General features: G+C 55.7%; 18 protein-coding genes. 9 read left to right on the top strand and 9 right to left on the bottom strand.

Annotated elements, in window-relative coordinates:
- Positions 1-11: 11 nt before the first annotated feature.
- From MMC1_RS12995 to MMC1_RS12970, 7 genes are all read right to left on the bottom strand, one after another.
- Positions 12-2246, bottom strand: coding sequence for a DNA topoisomerase III (locus MMC1_RS12995; protein WP_011714160.1), 2235 nt, complete (start codon positions 2244-2246; stop codon positions 12-14).
- 535 nt (positions 2247-2781) lie between these two features.
- The gene (locus tag MMC1_RS21955) at positions 2782-2934 is read right to left on the bottom strand and encodes a hypothetical protein (protein ID WP_160162714.1); all 153 of its coding nucleotides are present in this window, start codon (positions 2932-2934) and stop codon (positions 2782-2784) included.
- Between the two features lie 613 nt (positions 2935-3547).
- A complete protein-coding gene (locus MMC1_RS12990; RefSeq protein WP_041641235.1) occupies positions 3548-3919 on the bottom strand; it encodes a sulfur globule family protein in 372 nt (123 codons plus the stop codon).
- Between the two features lie 370 nt (positions 3920-4289).
- Positions 4290-5477 (bottom strand): MFS transporter, encoded by a 1188-nt coding sequence (locus MMC1_RS12985; RefSeq protein ID WP_011714156.1) that lies wholly within the window; start codon positions 5475-5477, stop codon positions 4290-4292.
- Between the two features lie 270 nt (positions 5478-5747).
- Positions 5748-8153, bottom strand: coding sequence for an ATP-binding protein (locus tag MMC1_RS20275; protein WP_011714155.1), 2406 nt, complete (start codon positions 8151-8153; stop codon positions 5748-5750).
- Positions 8150-9061 carry an ABC transporter substrate-binding protein gene (locus MMC1_RS12975; protein ID WP_049757687.1) on the bottom strand — a complete coding sequence of 304 codons (912 nt, stop codon included), beginning with the start codon at positions 9059-9061 and terminating at the stop codon, positions 8150-8152. The genes MMC1_RS20275 and MMC1_RS12975 overlap by 4 nt, the downstream gene beginning before the upstream one ends.
- Positions 9062-9466: 405 nt before the next feature.
- Positions 9467-9664, bottom strand: a complete 198-nt coding sequence (locus tag MMC1_RS12970; protein ID WP_041641234.1) for a hypothetical protein — start codon at positions 9662-9664, stop codon at positions 9467-9469.
- 279 nt (positions 9665-9943) lie between these two features.
- Here MMC1_RS12970 and MMC1_RS12965 point away from each other — a divergent pair, with 279 nt between their 5' ends.
- Together MMC1_RS12965 and ppnP are read left to right on the top strand one after the other, a co-directional pair.
- The gene (locus MMC1_RS12965; protein WP_011714152.1) at positions 9944-10285 is read left to right on the top strand and encodes a zinc ribbon domain-containing protein YjdM; all 342 of its coding nucleotides are present in this window, start codon (positions 9944-9946) and stop codon (positions 10283-10285) included.
- Between the two features lie 196 nt (positions 10286-10481).
- Positions 10482-10763 (top strand): pyrimidine/purine nucleoside phosphorylase, encoded by a 282-nt coding sequence (gene ppnP, locus MMC1_RS12960; protein WP_011714151.1) that lies wholly within the window; start codon positions 10482-10484, stop codon positions 10761-10763.
- Between the two features lie 58 nt (positions 10764-10821).
- Here ppnP and MMC1_RS12955 read toward each other — a convergent pair whose 3' ends face one another.
- Together MMC1_RS12955 and MMC1_RS12950 are read right to left on the bottom strand one after the other, a co-directional pair.
- Positions 10822-11997, bottom strand: coding sequence for a glycerol-3-phosphate dehydrogenase/oxidase (locus MMC1_RS12955; protein ID WP_011714150.1), 1176 nt, complete (start codon positions 11995-11997; stop codon positions 10822-10824).
- Positions 11998-12075: 78 nt separating this feature from the next.
- Entirely contained in the window at positions 12076-13056 is a 981-nt protein-coding gene (locus tag MMC1_RS12950; protein WP_011714149.1) for a zinc transporter ZntB, read from the bottom strand.
- A 490-nt stretch (positions 13057-13546) separates the two neighbouring features.
- Here MMC1_RS12950 and MMC1_RS12945 point away from each other — a divergent pair, with 490 nt between their 5' ends.
- The 7 genes from MMC1_RS12945 (at position 13547) to MMC1_RS12915 (ending at position 23520) form a co-directional block, all read left to right on the top strand.
- Positions 13547-14677, top strand: coding sequence for a SpoIIE family protein phosphatase (locus MMC1_RS12945; RefSeq protein WP_160162713.1), 1131 nt, complete (start codon positions 13547-13549; stop codon positions 14675-14677).
- 203 nt (positions 14678-14880) lie between these two features.
- Positions 14881-15960, top strand: coding sequence for a cytochrome-c peroxidase (locus tag MMC1_RS12940; RefSeq protein ID WP_011714146.1), 1080 nt, complete (start codon positions 14881-14883; stop codon positions 15958-15960).
- A 191-nt stretch (positions 15961-16151) separates the two neighbouring features.
- Entirely contained in the window at positions 16152-17363 is a 1212-nt protein-coding gene (locus MMC1_RS22450; protein ID WP_011714145.1) for an HD-GYP domain-containing protein, read from the top strand.
- Positions 17364-17606: 243 nt separating this feature from the next.
- The gene (locus MMC1_RS12930) at positions 17607-18491 is read left to right on the top strand and encodes a Dyp-type peroxidase (RefSeq protein WP_011714144.1); all 885 of its coding nucleotides are present in this window, start codon (positions 17607-17609) and stop codon (positions 18489-18491) included.
- A 165-nt stretch (positions 18492-18656) separates the two neighbouring features.
- Positions 18657-19931, top strand: a complete 1275-nt coding sequence (locus MMC1_RS12925; RefSeq protein ID WP_011714143.1) for an efflux RND transporter periplasmic adaptor subunit — start codon at positions 18657-18659, stop codon at positions 19929-19931.
- A complete protein-coding gene (locus MMC1_RS12920) occupies positions 19928-23008 on the top strand; it encodes an efflux RND transporter permease subunit (protein ID WP_011714142.1) in 3081 nt (1026 codons plus the stop codon). Before MMC1_RS12925 ends, MMC1_RS12920 begins: the two co-directional genes overlap by 4 nt.
- 131 nt (positions 23009-23139) lie before the next feature.
- Positions 23140-23520 (top strand): hypothetical protein, encoded by a 381-nt coding sequence (locus MMC1_RS12915; protein WP_011714141.1) that lies wholly within the window; start codon positions 23140-23142, stop codon positions 23518-23520.
- Positions 23521-23652 lie beyond the last annotated feature (132 nt).

The raw sequence follows: 23652 nt of genomic DNA, 5'->3' as shown, positions 1-23652 counted from the left end.
TGTGCAACACGTTATGACTCTGTGGTTTGGCTGGCTTGGGTGTAGCGGCACTGGGGGTAACGCTGGCAGCCCCAGAAAGGTTGGCCGCTATTTTTGCCGCGATAGGCGGTGCGCTGTACCAGGGGGGCTTGTTGGCACTTGGGGCAAAGAGGTCCGCGCTCTGGGTTGGGTTGCATAAGGGGCGAGTGGGCTGCAAGGGGGCTCCCTGGCCGTGTGCCCGTACAGGTTGCTTGCTCTGCACAGCTCCAAAAAGCGCCTTGCGGGCTTTTACGCTGTAACATAGGCCCGCCACACTGGGGGCACAGGGGGGCGGCGTTTGGGGTGGGTGTGACCTCTGCTTTAGAGCGGCGTTGCCTGCGCGGAGTGGGCTGGGCTGGGTCGGTATGCGACGTGGAAGGGGGGAGACCTCGAAAGGGGTTTAGTCCCAGCTGCTGGCGTTGGTGAACATTGTGAATAAGCTTATTAAGCCATAACTCGGATTTGGCTAAAAAGGTCTCCAGCGATCCTCCACCATGGGCAATATCATCCAGGGTCTGTTCCCAGACTGCGGTGGTGGCGGGGTCGGTGACGCTATGGGGTAGGGCATCCACCAGCAGACGACCGGCGGGCATGCTAACAAGACTTTTTTTGCCCTGCTTGGCCAGCAGATTGCGTTTAATCAAGGTCTCCAGAATGGCGGCACGGGTGGCCTCTGTGCCAATGCCCGAGGTCTCTCTTAAAATCTTGCGTAGACGGGCATCTTCGACCAGCTTGCCGACGCTTTTCATCGCCTGGATTAAGGTGCCTTCGGTATAACGGTTGGGAGGCTTGGTCTGCTTTTGTTTCAGTTCAGCCCCCTCAATGGTGGCAGCTTCGCCGCTGCGTACCACGGGTAACGTTTGCTCATCCTCGTCGCCCTCTTTTTTTTCTTGGTTGGCAGCCAGCACCCTTTTCCACCCTGGAATGAGCTCAACCCGGCCTGTGGCGTGGAATGTTTCCATGGCGACCTGGGTGTCGATTACCGTGCGGTCATACTCGAAGGGGGGGTAAAATTGCGCCAAGTAGTGACGGCGAATCAGATCATACAGCAGAGCCTCTTCGCGGCTGAGGGCGTCGATGTTTATCTTGGCGGCGGTTGGAATGATGGCATGGTGAGCGGTGATTTTTTTGTCGTTCCACGCCTTGGAGCGGAGCTGTGCATCTGCACCCTCCACCAAGGGGGTGAGGCTGGCATCGTTGGTTGTCAATCCCTGTAGTACCGCCGGGGCCTCTTTAAACTGGTTGCTGGGTAGATAACGGCAATCGGTGCGGGGATAGGTCACCGCTTTATGCTTTTCATAAAGGGATTGGGCAATCTCAAGGGTCTGTTTGGCACCCATGCCCCAGCGCCGCGAAGCCTCTTGTTGCAGAGTCGAGAGCTCCAATGGCAGCGGGGGCGGCTCTTTGACGCGCTTGGTCTCGGCTTTTGTAATGGTGCCGCTGTGGCCTTGCACCTTGTGTATGACCGTTTCGGCGAGGGTGCGGTCCAAGCAGTGACCCTCGGCATCGCAAGGCTTAGGGGGCGGTACCCATTTGGCGATGAACGTCCCTGAGTGAACGCGGTGTAAGGCAAAAATCTCAAAATAGTCGACGGGTTTAAAGTTCTCGATCAGCCGGTCCCGGTCCACCACCAGTTTTAGGGTGGGGGTTTGCACGCGCCCCACGCTCAACACCCCTGCATAGCCCCCCTGCCGACCCAAAAGGGTATAGGCGCGGGTAAGGTTCATCCCAACCATCCAATCCGCACGAGATCGGCCAAGCCCGGCTTGGTAGAGGGGCTCGGTTTGCTCCCCTGGTAGCAGGTTGCCCAACGCTTTGCGAATGCTGGCATCATCCAGGGCAGATAACCAGAGGCGAGAGATCTTACCCCGGTATTGGCAGCGCTCCAACACTTCACGGCCAATGGTCTCACCTTCGCGGTCGGCGTCGGTGGCGAGCACCACCTCCGTTACACCCTTGAGTAACCCTTGGATAACCTTAAACTGCTTGCGCCCACGGGCGGTGAGCTCCAGCTGCCACTGTTGGGGAATGATGGGTAGGGTATCCAGCCGCCAACTTTTCCATTCGGGTCTATAACCATCAGGGGCCACCATCTCCATAAGATGACCAATACACCAAGTTACGCACACCCCTGCTCCTGCCACATAACCTTCATGACGGCTGGTAGCCCCTAAAACGCGGCCAATATCCCGACCCTGAGAGGGCTTTTCGCAAAGATAGAGAATCATGGTTATCACGACATGCTACGGTTAGTGTCTAACCCGGATCTTTCATGAATCCCTTCAAAGATCAAGCGAGAGCGTCTGGGATTCATGAAAGATCCGGGATAAGCGGCCACGGTGGTATTTAAGCCAAAAAAGCTTTTGTGTTAGCGCGGATTTCTTTTTTCCAAGCAACAAAAGAGCAGGCCATTTTGCCCTTACCGAGCTGGTGCATAAGGGCCAACTGGAGTAGGGGGCGGTGCAAACAGCATGCTCTGTTGGGAAAATAACCGAAATTGCGACATTATGCACGCCGCCATACTCTGAGTGACACAAAGGAATGGTGCCAACTATGGGAGCAGTGGAAAGCGCCAACGCGCCTACCGTGGGGTTTGAGCGAGCGGTTGCTTGGTCGAACAATCCGCGTGGCCATGCAGTAGGGGGGCGTAGAAAGGCTAAGGGGGTGGTGCGTTGGGCCGCGTGGCAACGGCTTTAACGGCCTACCGGTGCCACGCGGGCCCATCATCTACGAGGAGATGCTGTCCCAAACCCAGGGGACAAATCATGCTATGTCGGTTTGGGGGCGAAGGTTTTGTGACTTCTTCAGATCATTACGCAACCAAGCGGCAAGGAGAAAGAAAAAGATGGTGAAGGGTAAAAAAGCAAGAGTGGTCAGCGCTTGTTCCGTGGTTTCGCGCAGAGAAAGTTTGTTCATGGTGCGGCTCCTATTATTCGGTTTAGTCGGGCCAGCCTCCTGCCGGCATCCGGTATGCACCTTGGTGGTGCGGTGTTGGGCTGAATTATAAGGGATGAATTTTATATCTCCTAATATAACTTTGTCGCAAAAGTGCAACATCATTAACGGGGGCGCAACACACGCTGGCCTGTCAGGTCGGTTGAATTTGGGTGGGCATGGCATTTAAGTATAGGAATACAAAAGAAATAGATATTTTTTTGGTAACTGTAAATTTGTTTTACAAAGGGTGCTATCCAGTGGCAAAAAAACTTATCCAGCCTTTCATCGGTGGTGGTTTGGTCGCCAGTGGAGCGAGTGGTTATGGCGTTTATTGAGTCAAGTTGGTTTTTAAGGCCCCTAGGTTTGCGCCGTGCCGGGAGAGAGGCCAACCACAGAGCTGTTTGTGCAAGAGGCTCTGTGTGGTGCAGCCATCTATCCATGTTTTTCCTGTTTACCCCCTGTATGGCCACAGTGGATAAGCCCAAGCTGGCGGAGTAGGGGTTCTGTTTTAGCCAATAAGAAACAAACGCCACAAAGGTTACCCTTTGCGGCGTTTGCTCAAATAAGCACGGGGTAAGGGGGTGGTTATCCCTTACTTGGCGGCTTCGGGGGCCTGGGGTGCAGCAGGGGCGACTGGTGCAACGGGCGCCGCATAGGCCCAAGGAGGAGGCATGGGAGCGGTGTAGCCATTATAGCCATTATAGCCGTTGTAACCATTGTAGCCATTATAGCCGTTGTAGCCGTTGGCGGCGGTTTGGGCGTTGCCGCTCATGTTAAAGTTCATGCCAAAGTTGCCGGAACCATTGCCCGCACCATTGCCCGCGCCGTAGCCATTGCCGTTGCCGTAACCATTATTATCCCAGGGTGACCCCCACCAAGCTTGGGCGTCAGAGGTGGTCAAAGCGGCGGTGGAAAGCGCTGTGAAAGCAGCTAAAGCCAGGAATAAGGATTTTTTGTTGGTCATGTTTTTTCTCCGTAAGGGTGCGATAGATCGTGTATCAGCCATCCGCTCCACCTAACTTAGACGCGCTAAGCGATCCTGCTGGATGGCGCTGTATGCTCTGTTGGAAAGCATCATGGCAGAGTTTGTATTAGAATAGAAGCAAATTCTTATAAACAAGTGTAAGCAATGAATTACGATTGTAATGGGCCGGTAACAAGCCTGTAAGTGTGTGCGTAAAATGAGCGTATGGAGCGCGTAAAATGAGAGTAAGAAAGTGGGTGCTCTGGCCGTGGGTTGGGTGGCGGTGAGGGGGTTACATTTGGCAGGCATCCATGGGGATAGGGCTGGCGCGTGTTCAGGTTGGGTCGTTGGTAAAGGGCAGGGGGTGTTGTTAAGGGAGGGGGCGTGCGTGCATAGCTTGTTGCGCGACGCTCCGTTTTTCCATCCAACCTGCCATAAAGGGCAGGGCCAGCATGCCAACACAGAGGCCCATCACTCCAAACCAACGCCACGCCTCGAAGGCAAGGCCAGAGAGGGTAACGCCCATCCAGCCACCCAGATAGTAAAACAGCACATAGAGCGCATTGGCCCGCCCATGGCCCGCTGTCATGCGATGGTTAAGGGCACCAACCGAGGCGGTGTGTAGGGTGAAAAAACCTGCGCACAGCAGCAGCATGGCGGCAATAATGCCAACCAACCAGGGCGTGCCCGAGAGCACCACCGCCAGCAGCGTCACCACGGCCCCCCCCATTAATGTCTGTCCGCTGCCCCACCGGTTACTGAGCTGGCCTGCCGCAGGACCCATGAATATCCCAATAATATAAACAAGATAGATTGCCGTTATGGCGTTGGTCGAGAGAAAAAACGGGGCTGCGGCCAGTCGAAACGGCAGATAGTTAAAGAGGGAGGAAAAGACAAAAAAGCCCCCCATGCCGCTTAAAAAAAGGCGTAGCGTGGGCCACTGGGTCAGTAAAGTGATAAAGCCCACTCGGCTGTGTAACGGCTGAGCGGGCGGTCTGGGCTCTTTGGGTAACAGCCGCATCGCAACGCCAATGGCTACCAACGTAAGCAGCGCGGCACTCACCAAGGCATACCGCCAATGCAGGGGCGGATGCAACCAGCCCCCCAACAGACGACCGCCCAAGCCCCCCAGCACCGTGGCCGCTACATAGCTACCCATGACCACATGGCGACGTTCCGCAGGGAGCACCCGGGCCAGATAGGCCACCAGACAGGTGGTGAGAGCGGGTATAAAAAGACCCTGTAAAAAACGACCCATCACATGCCAAGTAAAGCTATCGACCCAGGCGGTCAGCAGCCCTCCCAACGCGATTAAGAGCCCCCCTGTGAAAAGAATCGGACGAATGGGCCAATGATCCGCCAGCAGGCCAAAGGGAATATTCGCCAGGGTTATGCCCAAAATAACCGCAGAGATGCTCCATGAAGCGTATGCCGCAGAGATGCCAAACTCCTGCTGTAAAACAGGTAGAACCGGTTGGGTAAGATAAATATTGGTAAAGGCCGAGGCAACCAGGGCAAACACCACCCCTTGCAACGCCTGGGATTTAGAAAGTCTCATGCCAACAGATTAGCAGAATGGGTCCGGCGCGGGAATAAACCAACGTAGAATGCCCCTCATTCCCGACGCTGCTGGATCCCCTCGTGTTCTTGCCCATCTGGTTTGTCTGGCATGGTCGGTGTGGGCAGGGTAGGGGCCGTTGGTGGGTGGCGGGTAAAGCCCATGGGGTGGCTGTGGCATCACTCTGGCAAGGGTGCGGCGTGACGGCAGAACGCAGGTTGTGTGTGAAAGGAGCCCGCATGTGATGCCCCCAAATAGCGGGTAAACAGGTTAAAGGGTCTCTGCTGGGGGTTGGTGGTCTTGGCGCACCAGCCGCTGGGCGATGCTCTCCAGCAGGGCCAACAGATCTTTTTTGCGAATGGGTTTGGTCAGGTGCAGATCACACCCTTCGGCCAGGGAGCGTTCCCGGTCCCCCACCAAAGCGTGGGCTGTGAGGGCGACAATGAGCATGGGGGTGCGAGCCTCTGCCTTTTCCCATTGGCGAATGGTGCGGGTAGCGGTGTAACCATCCATGATGGGCATTTGAATATCCATAAGCAGCAGATCGTATGAGCCATTGCCTACAGCCGTCACCGCCTCTTCACCATTGGCGACAATGGTTAAAATATGCGGGGTGCGTTTTAGATATGCCTTAATAAGGGATTGATTGTCAGGAGAATCTTCCGCTAACAATAGGTTGAGAGCAGGGTCGAGCCGGGGGCACAGTGTGTCTGTGGGAGCGAGGGCCGGGTGTGCCTCGATGATCCCTAGGCTAAGCGCTTGGGGTTGGTCGGATCGAGGCGGTTGAGTGCGCTCTACCGGCAGCAAGATTTCAAATTGGGTGCCGCACCCCAACTGGCTATCCATACGGATCTGCCCATGCATCAACTCCACAAGCCGCCGCGACAAGGTTAATCCAAGTCCGGTTCCCCCAAAGCGGCGGGTGATGGTGCCATCTTGTTGGGTGAAGGGTTCAAAAATGGCGTGATGATGCGCAGGATCTACCCCAATGCCGGTATCTCGAATAACCAGGGCAAGCTGCTGTGGGTCACGCATGCTCAAGGTGATGTTTACGCTGCCTTTTTCGGTAAATTTTATGGCATTACCCAATAAATTGAACAAGATTTGCCGCAGGCGCAGCTCGTCGGCCAAAATCCATTGGGGTACGCTTGTGTCAATTTGGTGGGAAAGAAGAAGGTTTTTTTCAGAAGCAAGCACCGCCACCAGTCCCACAACCTCCTTAATAAGCTCATGGAGATTGAGCGCTTCTGGTTGCAACTGTAAGTGCCCGGCATCCAACTTGGAGAGATCCAAAATTTGGTTGATCAGGGCAAGCAGATTTTTCCCTGCCTTTTGTACGCTGTGCAACTGCTCTTGCTGCTCTTGATCTAAAGTGGACTCTTGCAGCACCTCCACCATGCCCAGCATAACGTTCATCGGGGTGCGGATCTCATGGCTCATAACCGCTAAAAAATCCCCTTTGGCTTGGTTGGCAGCCTCTGCGGCCTCTTTGGCTTGGCGCAGCTCCTCGCTTTCTTGTTTGCGGTGGGTTAAATCTTGAAAGATTACCAAAGCATGATCATCTATGACCGACATATGCACTTCAATAAAACGAATGTTACCATTGTTGCAGGTCACATTGGCGGTGACAGGGTGCATAATTTGCGTTTTTTTCAGGGACATCTCCTCAACACGTGCCTGCCAAAGCTGCTGGATCTCCTGTCGATAGGTTGGATCGGGGTATGCGAGAGGCCACCAGTGGTGGATGTCGGGAACATCGGCCACGGTATAGCCAAACAGATCGGTAAAGCTGCGGTTCATCAAGGCTACTCGTTGGTTGGGTGCGGCACGGGTAACCAACATGGGGATGGGTGAGGTCTCCACCAAGGTCCTAAAACGAGATTCGCTCTGTTGAAGGGAGCGACGTTCTTGCAGAATGTGTCTCTGCATGGTGTTGAGCACTTGCCCAAGATGGGCCAGTTCACTTTTCCCTGAAAGTGTGGAGGTCGCCTGCCAGTCCCCCTCAGCCAAGCGGGTCGCCATTTGCTCCAGATGCTCAAGGGGACGGAACAAAACACGATTGAGCAAAATGAGCAGAAGGACCGTTACGAGAAAAAAGGTAACCAGCCAGCGTAGCAGGCTTTGGGGTGAGGTCAGGTTTTGCCAACTGGCGGCTTTGAGGGTGTGCAGCGTGTTGTGTATAAAAAGCAGCCCGCGCGTTTGGGCGCGGATGCTGTGCGTAGGGGAGGGCATTTCGACCGGCACATAACCCAACACGCTATTATGATCGTCGCTTAGGCGGGTGACAATTTGGTTGTGGGTGCGTGCCTCCTGAGCATCCTGTAGACGAAACAAGGGGGCGATTTCCGCTATTTTTCTATCGATATCTGAGCTGCGGGACGAGGCGATGACGATGCCCTCGCTGTTGCTGACCGCCAAGCGCTCCAGGCTAATACGGGTGCCTTGAGAGGCCACCGAAAAGCGCAATTCACTCTGTTTGTTGGCTAATAGGTAGCGGGAGTAATCATTGGCCAGCACATAGCAGCTATCGTGCATCTCGGCCAGTTGTTGATTTTCGATCTCTCTTGCCATAACAACTTGATATTCATAGAGTCTGTCCAGCAATAAAGCGAGGGCAACGATGGCAATGATGGCCACAATCAGGGTGTGCCGGAGCGGTTGGCTAATGGTGGTCATGGTTGGGGTAGCCAATTTGCGGTAAAGCAGTTTTGCATATCAACCGGTTGATCCAACATGTGTTGGTTTTGCATAAGCTTAACCAAATAGGTTGTCTGCACCAGCAGCGGGGCGGGTTCGCCCTGTAATAAATGGTGGTTGGTCGCCAAATCGGGCAGCTCGATACCTTGAAAGGCCTGTTCTAACTCACGCATGGGCAGACGCTGACGGGTCGTCATGCTTTGACGGGCTTGTTCGGGGTTCTGTTTTAGATGGATAAGTGCTTGAAAATGACCATTGATTAATCGGCGCAACGTCTCTGGATGATTGTGTGCAATGCGCTCTGTGGTAATGAGCACGTCCACAATGCGGCCAGGAATTTTGCTGGAGTCAAACAGCAGGTTGGCGCCTTGATCCAAAAGCTGAGAGCGCACTGGCTCGAAGGTGACCACGGCGTCGACCTGTTGGCTTAAAAAGGCTTGGGCATGCTCATCGACGGTAAGATGTTTGATCTGCACATCGGCGGGGGTCAAACCGGCGGCTTCTAAGCCCGCGTTGAGTAAAATGGCCCCTACCGCGCCACTCTCAACCCCAATACGGCGACCACGCAGTTGTGCAAGGGTGGTGATGTTGGGCGTGCTGACAATAACATCCGCGCCATGCGATACATCAAAGACCAGAACGACCCTCAGATCTTTTAGGTGCGCGGCCATGGAGATGGCCTCATCCAGGGTGGTCGCTGCTGCTTCCAGCATGCCCGCGCGTAGGGCAGACATGACTTGGGTGGTGTTGGGCATGGTCACCAAGCGGATGGGGCTCCCTTTGAAGGCGTCCAAGGATTCCGCAAGATAGAGCGACTCATAGCCAATCCAGATATTGGTGCCCACCCGAAATGGAGGTTGAGGGTGGTCGCACCCTGCAATCAGCACAAGGCAGAGGATCCACAGAGATGTGGTTCCGCTTAATAAGGGCGTTCTCCAAAGCTCTCTTGATGGCATGAGCGCAGCAATACGAGACATAGGCGAACTCTTGATTAAGGTAAAAGAAGGGAAATCTTGGTTATGATATTACGCCAATCCGGTAAGAAACAGTAACGGTTTTCTGGTGGCATAACCTGATTTATGCGTAAATCTGCGTTCTCACGTGTCATTAAAATGAGCTGAAGCATTAAAATATAGATGTGTTGTGTTGGCTCGGGGGTGTTAAGGGTGTTTGTTTAGGTGTAACGGCTGCCTGCTGTGGGGCACAACGACCTGCACAACATCGTTTGCGGGGTGTTGTGCCATCATCTTGGTAGCGGGGCTCTGCCCGGCAGAGATTACCGCGCCGGGGGATCAACGGAGGCTTTGCGCTTTTTCAAGAGCCCGCAGGATATGGGCCTTGGCGGCATTAAGGCGGGCACGGATTTCGGCGCCATCTTGGCGTTCCCCTCGGGCGGTGCTGGTTTTGTTGCTAAAATAGTCCAGCGCTTCGCGAGCTTTGACAACTTGGTCAAGAATTTCATTGCTGGTTTTATCGGTTGTTTTAGCCATCGAATTTGCCTTTCTCTGGGGTGTCGTGGTTGCATGTGGTTGTGTAGGGTTGCGTGGTGGTGGGGGGGGCCTTGGCGTTAGGCATGGTGCCAACGGAGGCATGTTGACCCATAAACCCGCTGCATTCTACAAAAATCGGTCATGGCAAGGTTTGTTGGCAGTGAAGCCTTTCTACCCTGCGGGCAGGTAGGCTACTATGTGCGGCATCCAAAACCATGACCGGCGATTGTTGGTTTGGGTTCATGGTTCAACCAACCGAAAAAGAGTAAGAAAAACGTTATGAGCGATGCCATTCCCCCTTGTCCCAAGTGTAACTCCGCCTTTGCCTATGCCGATGGCCCCCTTTATATCTGCCCTGAGTGTGGCCATGAGTGGCCCGCTGGCGCGGTGGCTGCCGAGGACGACGCCTTGGTGGTCAAGGATGCCTATGGCACGTTGTTGCAGCAGGGCGATAACGTTACCCTAATTAAGGATCTTAAGGTTAAAGGGAGCTCTTCGGTCGCAAAAATTGGCACCAAAGTTACCATCAGTCGCTTGGTGGAGGGCGATCATAATATCGACTGCAAAATCGCGGGTATCGGTGCCATGATGCTCAAGTCGGAGTTTGTTAAAAAAGCCTAATGGCACGGTTGTTTCGCCTGATCCAAGGGGGAATAATGTGGACCCGCACCGATTGTGAGGGGTAAGCGGCTTAACTTGGTTTGCGGGGGAGAAGGGAACCGTACGGGCCTGTGGTGGCTGGGGGCGTGGGCGGTAGGGGTACAGGGTTGTATGGGGTTTGTCATCGGTGTTACGGCACTTTTAGGAGGTCAGTGTTATGTTGAAAGTGAATGAATATTTTGATGGGGCAGTGAAATCCATCGGTTTTCAGAGCGAAACCCTGCCCGCGACGGTGGGGGTTATGGCACCGGGTGCCTATACCTTCGGTACCGACCAAAAAGAGACCATGACCGTGGTTAGCGGTGCTTTAACGGTTAAGCTCCCCGGTCAGGATGGTTGGCAGCGCTTTGCCGCCGCGGAACATTTTGAGGTGGAGGCCAACCAATCGTTTGAGCTTAAAGTTGAGGTTGCCACGGCTTATCTCTGCACCTATGGCTAAGGGTGCCGCACACCGCCCTTCTCCCCTGTCGTCAAGTGGCCCTGGGGGCGGGCTGGTCTCAAGGGGGTGTCGTTGGCGGCAGGGGCAGCAAACCGGGATCGCCCGCCGTGTTGGCCGGGGGGAGCGCCCCTTGCAACCGCTTGATAATGGCTCGGGCGGTGGGGTGGTAACTGGTGAGTTTACCGCCGATCAGCGTAACCAATCGCGGCTTGGTGGGGTCGTCTACCGGCAAAAGCGCCTCGCGGGATGCGCGGTTGGCATCCCCCTTGGGCAATACCCGGATGCCCGCAAAGCTGGCACCGACGGTCATATCCGCCTGGGGGAAAAAAGGGTGTGCGGATTCAAGCAAGTAAGCCTGCTCTTGGGGGGTGCATGCCGCCTGGGCAGGGTCGCCATCAAAGGGCGTCTCGGTGCTGCCTAGCAGAGCGCCGCCCTGCCACGGCAGGACAAAAAACACCCGCCCATCCAGGGGCGATTGCAGGGTAAAAGCCCCAGGAGGATGCCAGTTGGGCAGGCTAAGGTGCGCACCCTGCACCTGCGCAAAGGGGGGTAGCTCCAGGGGTGGCTGACACTTGGCTGCCACGGTGCCGATCCATGGCCCGGCCACGTTGACCACCACACGGGCTTGGATCGTAAAGGTTACCGCGCCACGTTGACCACTTAAACGGTAGCCTTGGGGTAAACGGTGGAGCTGTTGCAGCGTGGTCGCGCACCATAATTGAGCCCCGTATGATTGGGCGGATGCCATCACCGCCACAGTTAGGGCACGATCATCGGTTTGGGCATCGTAATAACAAAAAAGCTGTTTCAGTCCGCTCTGCCGCAGACCCCCTAGCGTATCCCACTGGGATTGCGGTAGGCGTTCATAATGGCCGCCCGGGTTGCGGCCCGCCAACATGGCGTATAGGGTGAGCCCTGCACGGATCATCCAGGGGGGGCGGCTAGCGTGCTGGTAGACCGGTAGGTAAAAGGGGATTAGCCGGACCAACTGAGGGGCCACGTGTAACAAACGGGTGCGCTCTTGCAAACACTCCCGCACCAAACCAAACTGCATCTGTTGTAGATAGCGCAAGCCACCATGGATCAATTTGCTGGATCGGCTAGAGGTGCCCGCTGCCACATGCGCTTGCTCCAACACCACGCAGGACCAACCCGCATGGGCCGCAATTTGTGCCACCCCGGCACCGTGGATGCCTCCGCCAACCACCGCCACATCATAGTCATAGCTTGCCATGTGTCGCCCCTTTGTGGTGTGCTGAGTCCGCCCTGGTAGGCACCTTAACGCCCTATTGTGCTACGCCGGGTTGGGCGGTTAGAGCAGTTTTTTTCTATAAAAAACAAATAGGTTAATGGCCGTAACGGCAATCATTAATAGACAGACCAGCCAAAAGGCCCAAGGGTTGTCTGCACCGGGCATGCCCCCCACATTAATACCCAGCAGACCGGTTAAAAACCCCAAGGGTAAAAAGATTCCCGTAATCAGCGAAAGCATGTACATAGCGCGGTTCATGCGCACATTCATTTGGTTGTTGATCTCCTCGCGGATCACCACGGCACGCTCTCTATAACTCTCTAGATCCCCTAAATAGCGCTGTAGTTCATGCTCAACCTCACGAATTTGGCGTGTGCGCCCTTTATTGAGCCAAGAGGGGGGGCTTTTGCTCAACAGCGCCAAGGCGATTTTTTGGGGGGCGAGGTAGCGCCTTAAGTTAATCACTTTGCGCCGTAACATCAGCAACTCTTCGCGTAGGGACTCCTTTTCACCTTCTCCCATCAGCAGGGCTTGTTCGTGAAGATCCAGCTCTTCTTCCAAGGTGCCTAATAGGGGCTCCATACGGGCGTGCAGAGAGTCCAAGATGGTTGCCAAAAAACCGCCTGGGCGCATGGGGCCGCAGTTGTTTTGCAAATCGAGGGCGATGTCATGAATGGTCATGACCCGATCTCGACGGGCGGTAATGGCCCGGTTATTGTCAATGTAAATATTAACAAAAACCATATCTTCTGGTTCAGATTGCTGGTTGAAGTTTAACCCTCGCAAGGTGCCCAGCAGGCTATCACCTTCCCGGATCAGACGGGGGTGGTTTTCGGTGCTGTTTAAGACATCGCCCACCACAGGATCAAGATGGCTAGATTCGTTCATCCACCTGTGCAGACCATCGCTATCCAGTTTCCAATGTAGCCAGAGAAAACCCTGCTCAGGGCGCCAAGTGGCCAGTTGGGTGCCGTCCAGCAGGGTGCCTCCTCCCTTGCCGTCAAATAGCAGGGCGTGAATCAAACCATCCGGCATATCCATCTTGGGTTCTCCTGTTTTTGATTCTAAGGGGGCTCACCACACTCTAGCGAAAGCCGCTGCACAGTGCACCACTTGGTGTTTTTTAAGCGCAAGGTCTCTTGCTAGCATGGGGTGGGGTCTCTTGCGAGGGCATGCAGATACAGCGCGGGCATGGCAACGGCTATGCTCGCGCGGGTCACATTTCCTGTTGCAGGGCCTATCTGCATCATGAAGAAAGCCATGAAGCATGTTATACTCATGGGGGTTGAGGCATCGGAATAGGCGGAGCTGCTCAAACAAGCCTGATGGAACAGGGTCTGTTTTGCTGCCAGCGGGGGCTGGCGGTGCGACGGCTCCGCATAGGGCTGGGCAAACCTGCTGGTAGGGTAGACCAAGATGCCAGAGAGGGTGGACATGGTGTGACAACGCGAACAGGATAGCCAACAAAACATCGAGAAGATGATGAAGAGTCAATGGCTGTTCCTTTTGATCAGCAAGAAGAGAGATGCCCGTGCAATCTGAAGCTGAAGCAAAACCGGTTATCTTGGTGGTGGACGATGTGCCACAAAATTTGGATGTGCTGAAAGGGGGGTTGGCCGATGCGTACCAAGTGCGTTTGGCGGTCAGTGGTGAACGCGCCCTACGTGCGGCGCAGATTGAGCCTTTGCCCGATCTGATTTTATTGGATGTGATGATGCCGGACATTGACGGCTTTGAGGTGTGCCGACAGCTCAAAGCCAACCCATTGACCGCCGAGATTCCCGTATTATTTGTCACGGCAAAATCTGAAATGGTGGATGAGCTGCACGGTTTAGCCTTGGGTGCGGTGGACTATATTTCTAAACCCATTAGCATCCCCATTGTGCAGGCGCGGGTGCGCACGCAGTTGGCTTTGCGACGGGCCAACTGCATGTTGCAGCGTCACACCGAGCAACTGTTGCGTGAGAGAAATGTGATTGAGCGCATCATTATCAAAATGCGTGACGCCGATCATTTAAACCAGCGCCATCTTCGCTATGTGATCTCTCCCGTTGAAAAAACAGCGGGGGATATGTTGCTGGCCACGCTGCTGCCCGATGGGCGTCAATGGGTCTTGCTGGGGGACTTTACCGGGCATGGTCTGCCTGCAGCCATTGGTGGCCCGTTGGTGGCGTATATTTTTCACACCATGGCGACACAAAATGGTCAGGCGATAGCCTGTCTTGAGCAACTCAATGAGCAACTGTGCCAACGACTGCCAAGAGAGTTTTTTCTGGCTTTTACCTTGGTTGAGGTTTCGCCTGCTCGTGACACCGCAATGCTCTGGATAGGGGGCATTCCCTCGGTCTACCATTTTGCAGGGGCGCTGCACAGCATTGACAGCACTTTGCTGCCCTTGGGTATTTTTGCCGATGAGTGTTTTGCGAACCCCTCTGCTCGCCTGTCGTTGCAGGCGGGTGAGCGACTCTATGTGTGTACCGATGGTATTGTTGAGGCAAGTGGAAAGTCCGATGAAATGTTTGGGGATGCCCGATTGGCGGTTTTTTTGAAGGCGCTCTGCCGTGGAGAGCAACAACCGGAGGATCTTATGTCGCTGTTGGATGCTTATGTTGGGGGGAGAGAACACACCGATGATATTACCTTGGTAGAGATAGAGATTTAATGAATCTGGGCAGGTCAGGGGGGTGGCGTGTGCGACACCGTTGTTGGTTTTACGGAAAAGCAAAAATCGTATTTTTAGAGAATTAAAGATAAAAAGATTTTTTCTGCGAAGAATCGGGGTATAAAATTGGGTGGTATAGCGAGAGCCTATGGTCGGCATAGTAACATAGTATTGTACAGATTGCGGGTGGGTGGATACTCTGCATGGATCATCCATTTAACGCGATTTGGAGAACTGCCGTGAAAAAGTCGATTGCGCTCTTTGCTGTGCTGGCTCTGGCCCCGCTGTCGGGAGCTTGGGCTGGAGAGGATTTAATGGCTCAGGCTCGTGAACAGTTCAAGCCCATTCCTTCGGCTCCCCCTGCTTTGATGGGTAATGCTGCAACCAAGGAGCGGGTAGAGTTGGGGAAGATGCTGTTTTTTGATCCCCGTATCTCCGCCAGTCACTTAATTAGCTGCAACACCTGTCATAATGTGGGTATGGGTGGGGATGATAATCTGGAGACCTCCATCGGTCATGGTTGGGCCAAGGGACCACGCAATGCCCCAACAGCATTTAATGCGGTCTTCAATGTGGCGCAGTTTTGGGATGGTCGTGCTGAAGATCTGAAAGCCCAAGCCAAGGGTCCGGTGCAGGCTGGGGTGGAGATGAACAATAAGCCTGCTCAGGTCGAGGCGACCTTGCGCAGCATGCCTGAATATGTGACCCGCTTTGAACGCGCGTTTCCCGGTGAAAAGGTTTCGTTGAGCTTTGACAATATGGCCAAAGCGATCGAGGCGTTTGAGGCAACCTTGATTACCCCATACTCCCGCTTTGACCAATTTCTTGAGGGTAATGCTACCATCCTGAACAAGCAGGAAAAAGAGGGTCTGGCGCTGTTCATGGATAAAGGCTGTGCCGCTTGCCACGGTGGGGTGAACCTGGGTGGGCAGGGTTACTATCCCTTTGGTGTGGTTGAAAAACCCGGTGCAGACATTTTGCCGGAAGGGGATAAAGGTCGTTTTGAAGTGACGAAAACGGCGGATGACTCCTATGTGTTCCGTGCGGCACCGCTGCGCAATATTGAGTTGACAGCCCCCTATTTCCACTCGGGTAAAGTGTGGGATCTGGAGCAAGCGGTGGCGGTGATGGGGCAGAGCCAATTGGGTGAAAAACTGAGCGATTCCCAAATCCAGGCGATTACCGCTTTTCTCAAAACCTTGACCGGTGAGCAACCCAAGGTGGAGTACCCCGTGCTGCCCGTGAGCACCGCGACCACACCTAAGCCGGTGGCAATGCAATAGTCGTGTAAAATCCATAGCCAGGAGGGTGATTACCCTCCTGGCTTGGTCTTGAGACAAGACGGCTCTATTCTTGCCATGCAGGCCTTCGACAATAAAAACCACACCCTTTCCCCGTAAAGAGACCTCGCGGATCAATCCTATCCATGGGCGTGAGGGTTGGGCTGCGGTGGCCACGCATAAGGAGCATTAAGATGGGCGAGATGCCGTTTAATCTGAATCGTTATCTGCTGGGGCTCTCTTTTGCCATTGATTGTGTGGAGCGTGAGCTGCTGGGGGTGACCACCAACCATGGTAAGCGGGTGGCTTATGTGACCATGCGCATGGCCCGCGCATTGGGTCTCTCGGAGGCCGAGGTGTTTGATGGGGCGGGCTTGGCCATTCTCCATGATAATGGCTTGGCCGAGGAGCGCTTGTCCCACAGTCACAGTAAGCCTGATCGTTTGTACCAAGTCGAAGATTTGCCCGCCCACTGCGAAATTGGTGAGCATAATGTGGCCGCCTTTCCCTTTCAAAAAGAGGGGAGTGGCGTGGTTAGGTATCACCATGAGTGTTGGGATGGCTCCGGTTTTTTTGGGCTACAAGGGGATTCGATCCCCCTGCTGGCGCAGATTGTCGGGTTGGCCGATTATACCGACTTAACCTGCCGTTTTCAGGAGCCTAACCCCAACAATTGGGCGAGTGTGCGTGCTTTTGTCGCCCAGGGCCAAGGTACTCTGTTTTCGGCGGAGTTGGTGGCATGTTTTCAGCAGGTCAGCCGCACTCCCGCCTTTTGGTATGATCTGCAAGATCCTTTTATCCATGCTGCGTTGAACCGCCAAATGCCCACCTTAACGGTGGCGATGGATTGGTCGCGGGTGTTGGATATTTCCAGGGTGTTTAGTCGCATTATTGATTCTAAATCACGCTTTACCTTACGTCACACCCAGGGGTTAGAAGAGAAGGTTGGCTTTATGGCTGATTATTTTCAGATGCCCGCCGAGGAGCGTGTCACCCTGCGCATTGCCGCCAGTCTGCATGATGTGGGCAAGCTGGCGATTCCCAACACCATTTTGGATAAGCCCGGCCCGCTCAACGATGACGAGCGGCGCACGATGAATACCCACACCTACTACACTCGGCTCTGTTTGGAACAGATTCCTGGTTTTGAGCAGATTACCGAATGGGCGGCCAACCATCATGAAAAATTGGATGGCGAGGGCTACCCCTTGGGTTTGGGTCCGGAAGATCTGGATTTTAAGTGTCGATTGATGACCGTTTTAGACATTTATCAAGCATTAACCGAAGAGCGCCCCTACCGGCACGCCTTAACCCACGCGGAGAGCATGGCGATCATTGGTAAACTGCGCGATGGGGGCGGCTTGGATGCGGGCATCGTGGCCGAGGTGGACCGCGCCTTGGCTTAACCCGCATATTTCATGAATCCCAGTCGCTCTCGCTTGATCTTTAAAAGCCAAATCTCTACGCGATCATCGAAGGGATTTATGAAAGATCCGGGTTAGGTGTGGTTGCGCAGGGGGGGCCTCTGTGGTTAGGCGTTTTGGCCCTATTTCATCACTCAAACGGGGTCCAAGGCGGCCCTCATGAACAAATCTCCGGTGGGCGGTTGGGTGGTATACCCGCTGTGGCACCGGTCCAAAGGAGCCGTCATGAACAGAGCCTCGCAGTGTGGCATTCTTGAAGAGATCCCCGCCCATGGCCGTGTATTGGCCTTTCATCAGCGTACCGAAGTCTCCCCTGAGCAGGTGCTGGCAACCCTAAGTAACCTACCGGTGGATGGTCGCTATGTGGTTGGGTTTGGTTTGGGGCTGGTGCAAGGGTTACAAAAAGAGATCCCCGGTCTACGCGCTTTTCCGGTGCTGACCGGTCCAGGGTGTTCCCTTCCTTCCACCCAAGCGGATCTATGGTGTTGGGTGCGGGGAGAAAACCCCGGGGATGTCTTGCACCATGCCCGCGCCTTTAGTGCTCTGGTGGCAGCGGCTTTTACCCTGGCCCAGGGGGTGGAGCTGTTTAAATATGGCAGCGGCTTGGACCTGACCGGCTATGAGGATGGCACGGAAAACCCCAAGGGTGACGACGCCTTGCATGCGGCGTTGGTGGCGGGCTGTGGGGCCGGGTTGGATGGTTCCAGTTTTGTGGCGGTGCAGCAGTGGCAGCATGATCTGGCCCGCTTTGAAGCTTACCCCAGGGCACAGCAGGATCAGATCTTTGGGCGGCGCTTACAGGATAATGAGGAGATGGAAGATGCTCCAGCCTATGCCCATGTCAAGCGCACCGCGCAAGAGAGTTTTTCCCCCGAAGCCTTTGTGTTAAGGCGCTCCATGCCGTGGGCTGATGCCAGTGGGGAGGGGTTGGTGTTTATCGCTTTTGGGCGCTCGTTGGATGCCTATGAGGCCCAACTGCGCCGCATGATGGGGCTGGAAGATGGTATAATGGATGGGCTGTTTCGCTTTACACGCCCCCTGACCGGCAGCTACTACTGGTGCCACCCGGCCAGCGAGCAAGGGTTGGATCTGAGCATGCTGGGCCTGTAGTTTTTCATCCATCGGTGGGGGGCTTGCTCAGACGGCATATAAAAAACGGGTTCTAATCCTTGCATAGATGTAGGCGCGAGCTTCTGCAATCTTGTACAATGGCAGGGTTTTTTACTACATCGCTGTACAGGGGTCTGTACGGGGCTTTTGGGGTTTGGAGTCGTTATGGTTGCGTCGAACGGTCCGGCTGTCGCCGGCAAGGGCAGATATGCTTGGCTCATCTGGCTGTTGGTGCTGGCTGGGTTGGGTTATGCGGGCTATCAGCGCGTGACCGAGTTGATGCAGGACCCCTCTGTCAATAAAGAGAAAAAACAGCGTGCCATCCCCGTCGAGGTTGCTCCGGTGGTGCGGGGTCCGTTGGAGGCCAAACGCACCTTTAGTGGCACCCTGGAGGCCAATGCTGAACTCAGTGTGGCCCCCAAGGTGGCGGGGCGTGTCACCCGCCTGGATGTGCGCTTGGCAGATGCCGTAAGCCGTGGGCAGTTGGTGGCGGAGTTGGACCGCCAGGAGCATGAGCAGGTGGTGGTGCAGAGCCGCGCTGAATTGGCGGTGGCCCAGGCCAATCTGGCCGAGGCCGAGAGCCTGTTGGAAAATGCGCAGCGTGCTTTAAAACGGTCCGACGAACTGCGTCAAAAAGGGATCTCCAGCGAGGTACAATCCGACACTGCGCTGGCCAATCAGTTGGCCTACAAAGCCAAGCGGGATGTTGCCCGCGCCCAGCTTATCCGAGCACAAGCCGTCTTAACCACCGCAGAGATCCGCTTGGCTTATACCCATGTAGAGGCCGAGTGGCAGCAGGGTGCCCCGCAACGGCTGGTGGCCGAGCGCTTGGTGGAGGTGGGGGAGATGGTGGCGGCCAACCAGCCCCTCTTGCGGCTGGTGGAGTTGGACCCCCTCAAGGGGGTGTTTTATGTCACGGAGAAGGATTATCCCCGTCTACAGGTGGGCCAGCCCTTGCAGCTTACCACCGATGCTTATCCCCAACGCAGCTTTCGCGGTACAATCGAGCGGGTTGCTCCGGTGTTTCGCCAAGCCGCCCGGCAAGCCCGGGTGGAGCTGCAAATTGAAAATCCCGGTCAGCTCTTAAAACCCGGCATGTTTATTCGTGCCACAGTGGTGCTGGAACAGGTTGCTCAAGCCACCATCGTGCCCTTTACCGCTCTGACAAAATTGAGTGGGGTCGAGGGGCTCTATAGCCTCTCTGCCGACCGCAGCAAAGTGCAGTGGTGCCCGGTGCGCGTGGGCATACGCCAAGCCAGCCAAGTGGCGGTTACAGGTGGCTGTGTGGGGGCCTATGTGGTCACTTTGGGGCAGGAGATGCTCAACGATGGCACGGCGGTGCGGGTTGTGGATAAAAACTCGGCTGGCAAGGCCCCGGCTGGCAAGGCCCCGATTGCTCAAGGAAACAAGGCCACTCCTGCCCAAGGCTCCACCCCATGAACCTTGCCCGCATCAGCGTTGCACGCCCGGTTTTTACCAGCATGGTCACCCTGATGGTGGTGATCCTGGGTTTGGTCTCCCTCAGTCGTCTACAGATTGATCTGCTGCCCAGCATTGAGCTACCCACGCTCTCGGTGCGTACCCAGTATGAAGGGGCCAGTCCCGAGGTTATGGAGCGGCTGGTTACCCAAATTGTGGAAGAGATTGTGGCCACCGTGCCCGGTGTGGTGGAGATGACCTCGCAATCGTCAGAGGGGAATAGCACGGTAAAGGTCAGCTTTGCCTGGGGCACCGATATTGATACGGCGGCCCTGGATGTGCTGGCGACCTTGGAGGATGAGATAAACGAGCTGCCCGAGGATATCACCCGGCCACGGGTCAGTAAGTTTGATGTGGACAGTTTTCCGGTGGTCATTCTGGGCATCTCCAGCGACCTGGATCCGGTGCCCTTTACCCAGTTGATCGAAGAGCAGATTCGTTACCGTTTTGCCCGCATTGCGGGGGTGGCCCAGGTGGATGTGTGGGGCGGTTATAACCGGCAGGTACGTATTGAACTGGACCCTGACCGTCTCAATGCGCTGGGTATTCCTTTGGCGGATGTGTTGACGGCGGTACGCAACGCCAACCTGGATCGCCCGGCGGGAACCCTGGAAGAGGGGCAGTTTGAGATCACCCTGCGGGCACCGGCGGAGTTTGTGGATCTGGATGAGATTCGCCAGACCGTGGTGGTGCTACGGGATGGGGTGCCGGTGACGCTGGGGCAGTTGGCGGCGGTGCATGACCGTTATGAAAAGTTGACCCGTATGGTGCGGGTGGATGATCGGCCCGGTATACGGGTGGCCATTCGCAAGCAGGCCGAGGCCAATACGGTGGAGGTAGCTAAGCGGGTGCTGGCGGAGATTGAGGCGGTTAACCAAGCCTATCCCCGTATCCATGTGGTGCCGGTTATCAACCAGGGCAACTTTATTGAGCGCTCCATTGCCAACGTTGCCCGTTCGGTATTGTATGGCGGCGGTTTGGCGGTTTTGGTGCTGCTCTTTTTTCTGGGCAGTGTGCGGAGTACGGTGGTGATCTCGCTGGCGATTCCGATCTCCATTATCGCCACCTTTATGCTGCTCTATTTTGGGGGCTTTACCCTCAATCTCATGACCCTGGGCGGGCTAGCCCTGGGGGTGGGGATGATGGTGGATAGCTCGGTGGTGGTATTGGAAAATATTGTGCGCCGCCGCCATGAGGCCCGTGAATCCCTGCATACCGCCTCCCTGATGGGGGCGCAGGAGGTGACCTCGGCCATTATTGCCAGCACCATCACCACCTTGGTGATCTTTCTGCCGCTGGTGTTTGTGCGGGGGGTGTCGGGCATTCTGTTTCAAGAGCTGGCCTATGTGATTATCTTCTCGTTGATCTGCTCCTTGTTGGTCTCCCTGAGTCTGGTGCCGATGTTGATCTCCAAGCTGGGCAGAGGGGGGGAGGGTTCAGTGGATCTGCCGCGCTGGGCCGACCGTTGGCAGAGCGCCATGCAGCAGAGCTATGCCAACCTGTTGCAGCGGGTGCTTGAGCATCGTTGGAAAACGGTTCTGGCGGCGGTGACGCTGCTGGCAGGTTCCATGCTGCTGTTGCCCTACATTGGTACCGAATATCTGCCCCCCAGTGATGAGGGGGAGGTGCGCATTACCGGTGAGATGGCCGTGGGTACCCGTTTGGAGCTGCTGGATCAGCAGGCGCAGCGTATGGAAGCGATTGTGCGGCAGGCGGTGCCGGAGATTCAATCGTCGGTGGTCAATGTGGGGCGGTGGCGGGGAAAGACCAATGCGGAGATCCGTCTGGCGCTGGCTCCGGTCGCCGAGCGTAGCCGTTCTAATGTAGAGATTGCGGCGGATTTGCGGCGTCGTTTGGCGGGGCAGATCCCAGGCATGAAGGTGCGCACCCGCGCCCCTCAGGGGCAGTTTTTGCTGGAGCGGTTACTGGCGGCGGAAGAGGGCATTACCATTGAGGTGCGGGGGTATGATCTTCAGGTATTGGATGGTCTGGCCCAAGCGGCCATGGCGGCCATTGCGGATCTGCCCGGTGTGACCGATAGCGAGGCGAGCAAAATCGCCGGGGTGCCCCAGCGGGGCATCCATATTGATCGGGCTAAAATCGCCGATTTGGGGCTGAGTGTGCAGGATGTCACCAGCGCCATTGAGACTGCGGTGGCAGGCTCCAAAGCGGGGGAGTTTCGCGCTGCGGGTAATGCCTATCCCATTTTGGTGCAGTTGGCGGATGCGGAAAAACGCGGTTTGGATGAGATTTTGGATTTAACCCTCAGGACACCCGCCGGGGAGCTGGTGGCCATACGCAACCTGGTGAGCACCGTGGCGGGACAGGGGCCGTTGGTGATCGACCGCAAGGATCAGCAGCGGCTGGTCACGGTGAGTGCCAACGTGGCGGGGCGAGACTTGGGTTCGGTGGCTGCCGAGGTGCAGGAGCGTTTGATGCTCATTCCCCGTCCGGCGGGTTATGATCTGCTGCTGTCGGGCCACTACGAAGAGCAGGGTAAGGCGTTTCGTGAGCTGATAATCTCTATGCTGCTGGCGCTGGTGCTGGTCTATATGGTGCTGGCTTCGCAGTATGAGTCGCTGCGGGATCCGATCATTGTTATGCTCTCGGTGCCTATGGCGGCGGTGGGGGTGCTGTTGATGATGTTTTTGACCCATACCACCTTTAATCTGCAAACCTTTATTGGCTGTATCATGCTGGTGGGGATTGTGGTGAACAATGCCATTTTGTTGGTGGATCAGGCGGGCCGTTTGCGGCAGGCGGGCATGTCGGGCAAACAGGCGGTGACCGAGGCGGGCCGTCGCCGTCTGCGTCCCATTTTAATGACCACCCTCACCACGGTGTTGGCGCTGCTGCCTTTGGCGCTGGGGATTGGGGAGGGGGCGGATATGCAGGCCCCCTTGGCGCGGGCGGTGATCAGTGGTTTGGCGGGCTCTATGCTGATTACGTTGGTGATTATTCCTGTGGTCTATACGCTGTTTCACCCCGATCCCGCCCCAGGCTCAACCCAGCCCGCTGTGGAAGCATCGGTGCCATGAGCGCGCCCTTTTTGGGCAAGTGTGTGCGTCCCCCGCTGCCGTGTGGAATTGACAGGGGCCAGAGGGCGTGGAATAGTGCGTATTATTCTTACATCCCTAGCTCACGTTACGATCCTAACCAGGAGAGAACCATGTCACGATTTGCCCTGTTGGGTGCGGCCAGCCTGCTGGCTCTGTTTACAGCCCTGCCACTCTATGCGGAGGAGGCGATGCATCTCTCCGTGGCCGACCTTTATAAAGATAAAGCGGCCCTTAATGGCAAGTTGGTGCAGTTGCAGGGCAAAGTGGTGAAGGTCAATAATGAGGTGATGAAGCGTAACTTTATTCACATTCAAGATGGCTCCGGCAATCAAGAGCAAGGCACCAACGACATCACCATCACCAGCCAAGAGACCGCCAATAAGGGGGATCAGGTGGTGATTGAGGGTAAATTGGTGCTGGATACCGACTTTGGTTACGGTTATGTCTACCCCCTGCTGGTAGAAGAAGCCACCATCAAGCCCGCCCCCTAATTCCCCCCGCACACTGCCGGGGCATGCCCCGGCAGTGTGCGTGCGCTTTCCCCCCTCTATAAAAGCTGTTTTGAACATTTCCCCCTTACGGTGACTCGAAGGAAGAGCTGTTGTTCTTTCAATGTGTCGAAT

Origin of the sequence: Magnetococcus marinus MC-1 (genome assembly GCF_000014865.1) — a bacterium.
In the GTDB taxonomy this organism is placed as follows: domain Bacteria; phylum Pseudomonadota; class Magnetococcia; order Magnetococcales; family Magnetococcaceae; genus Magnetococcus; species Magnetococcus marinus.
The sequence above is the reverse complement of the archived record's forward strand: the minus strand, read 5'-3'. Positions and strand labels throughout refer to the sequence as shown.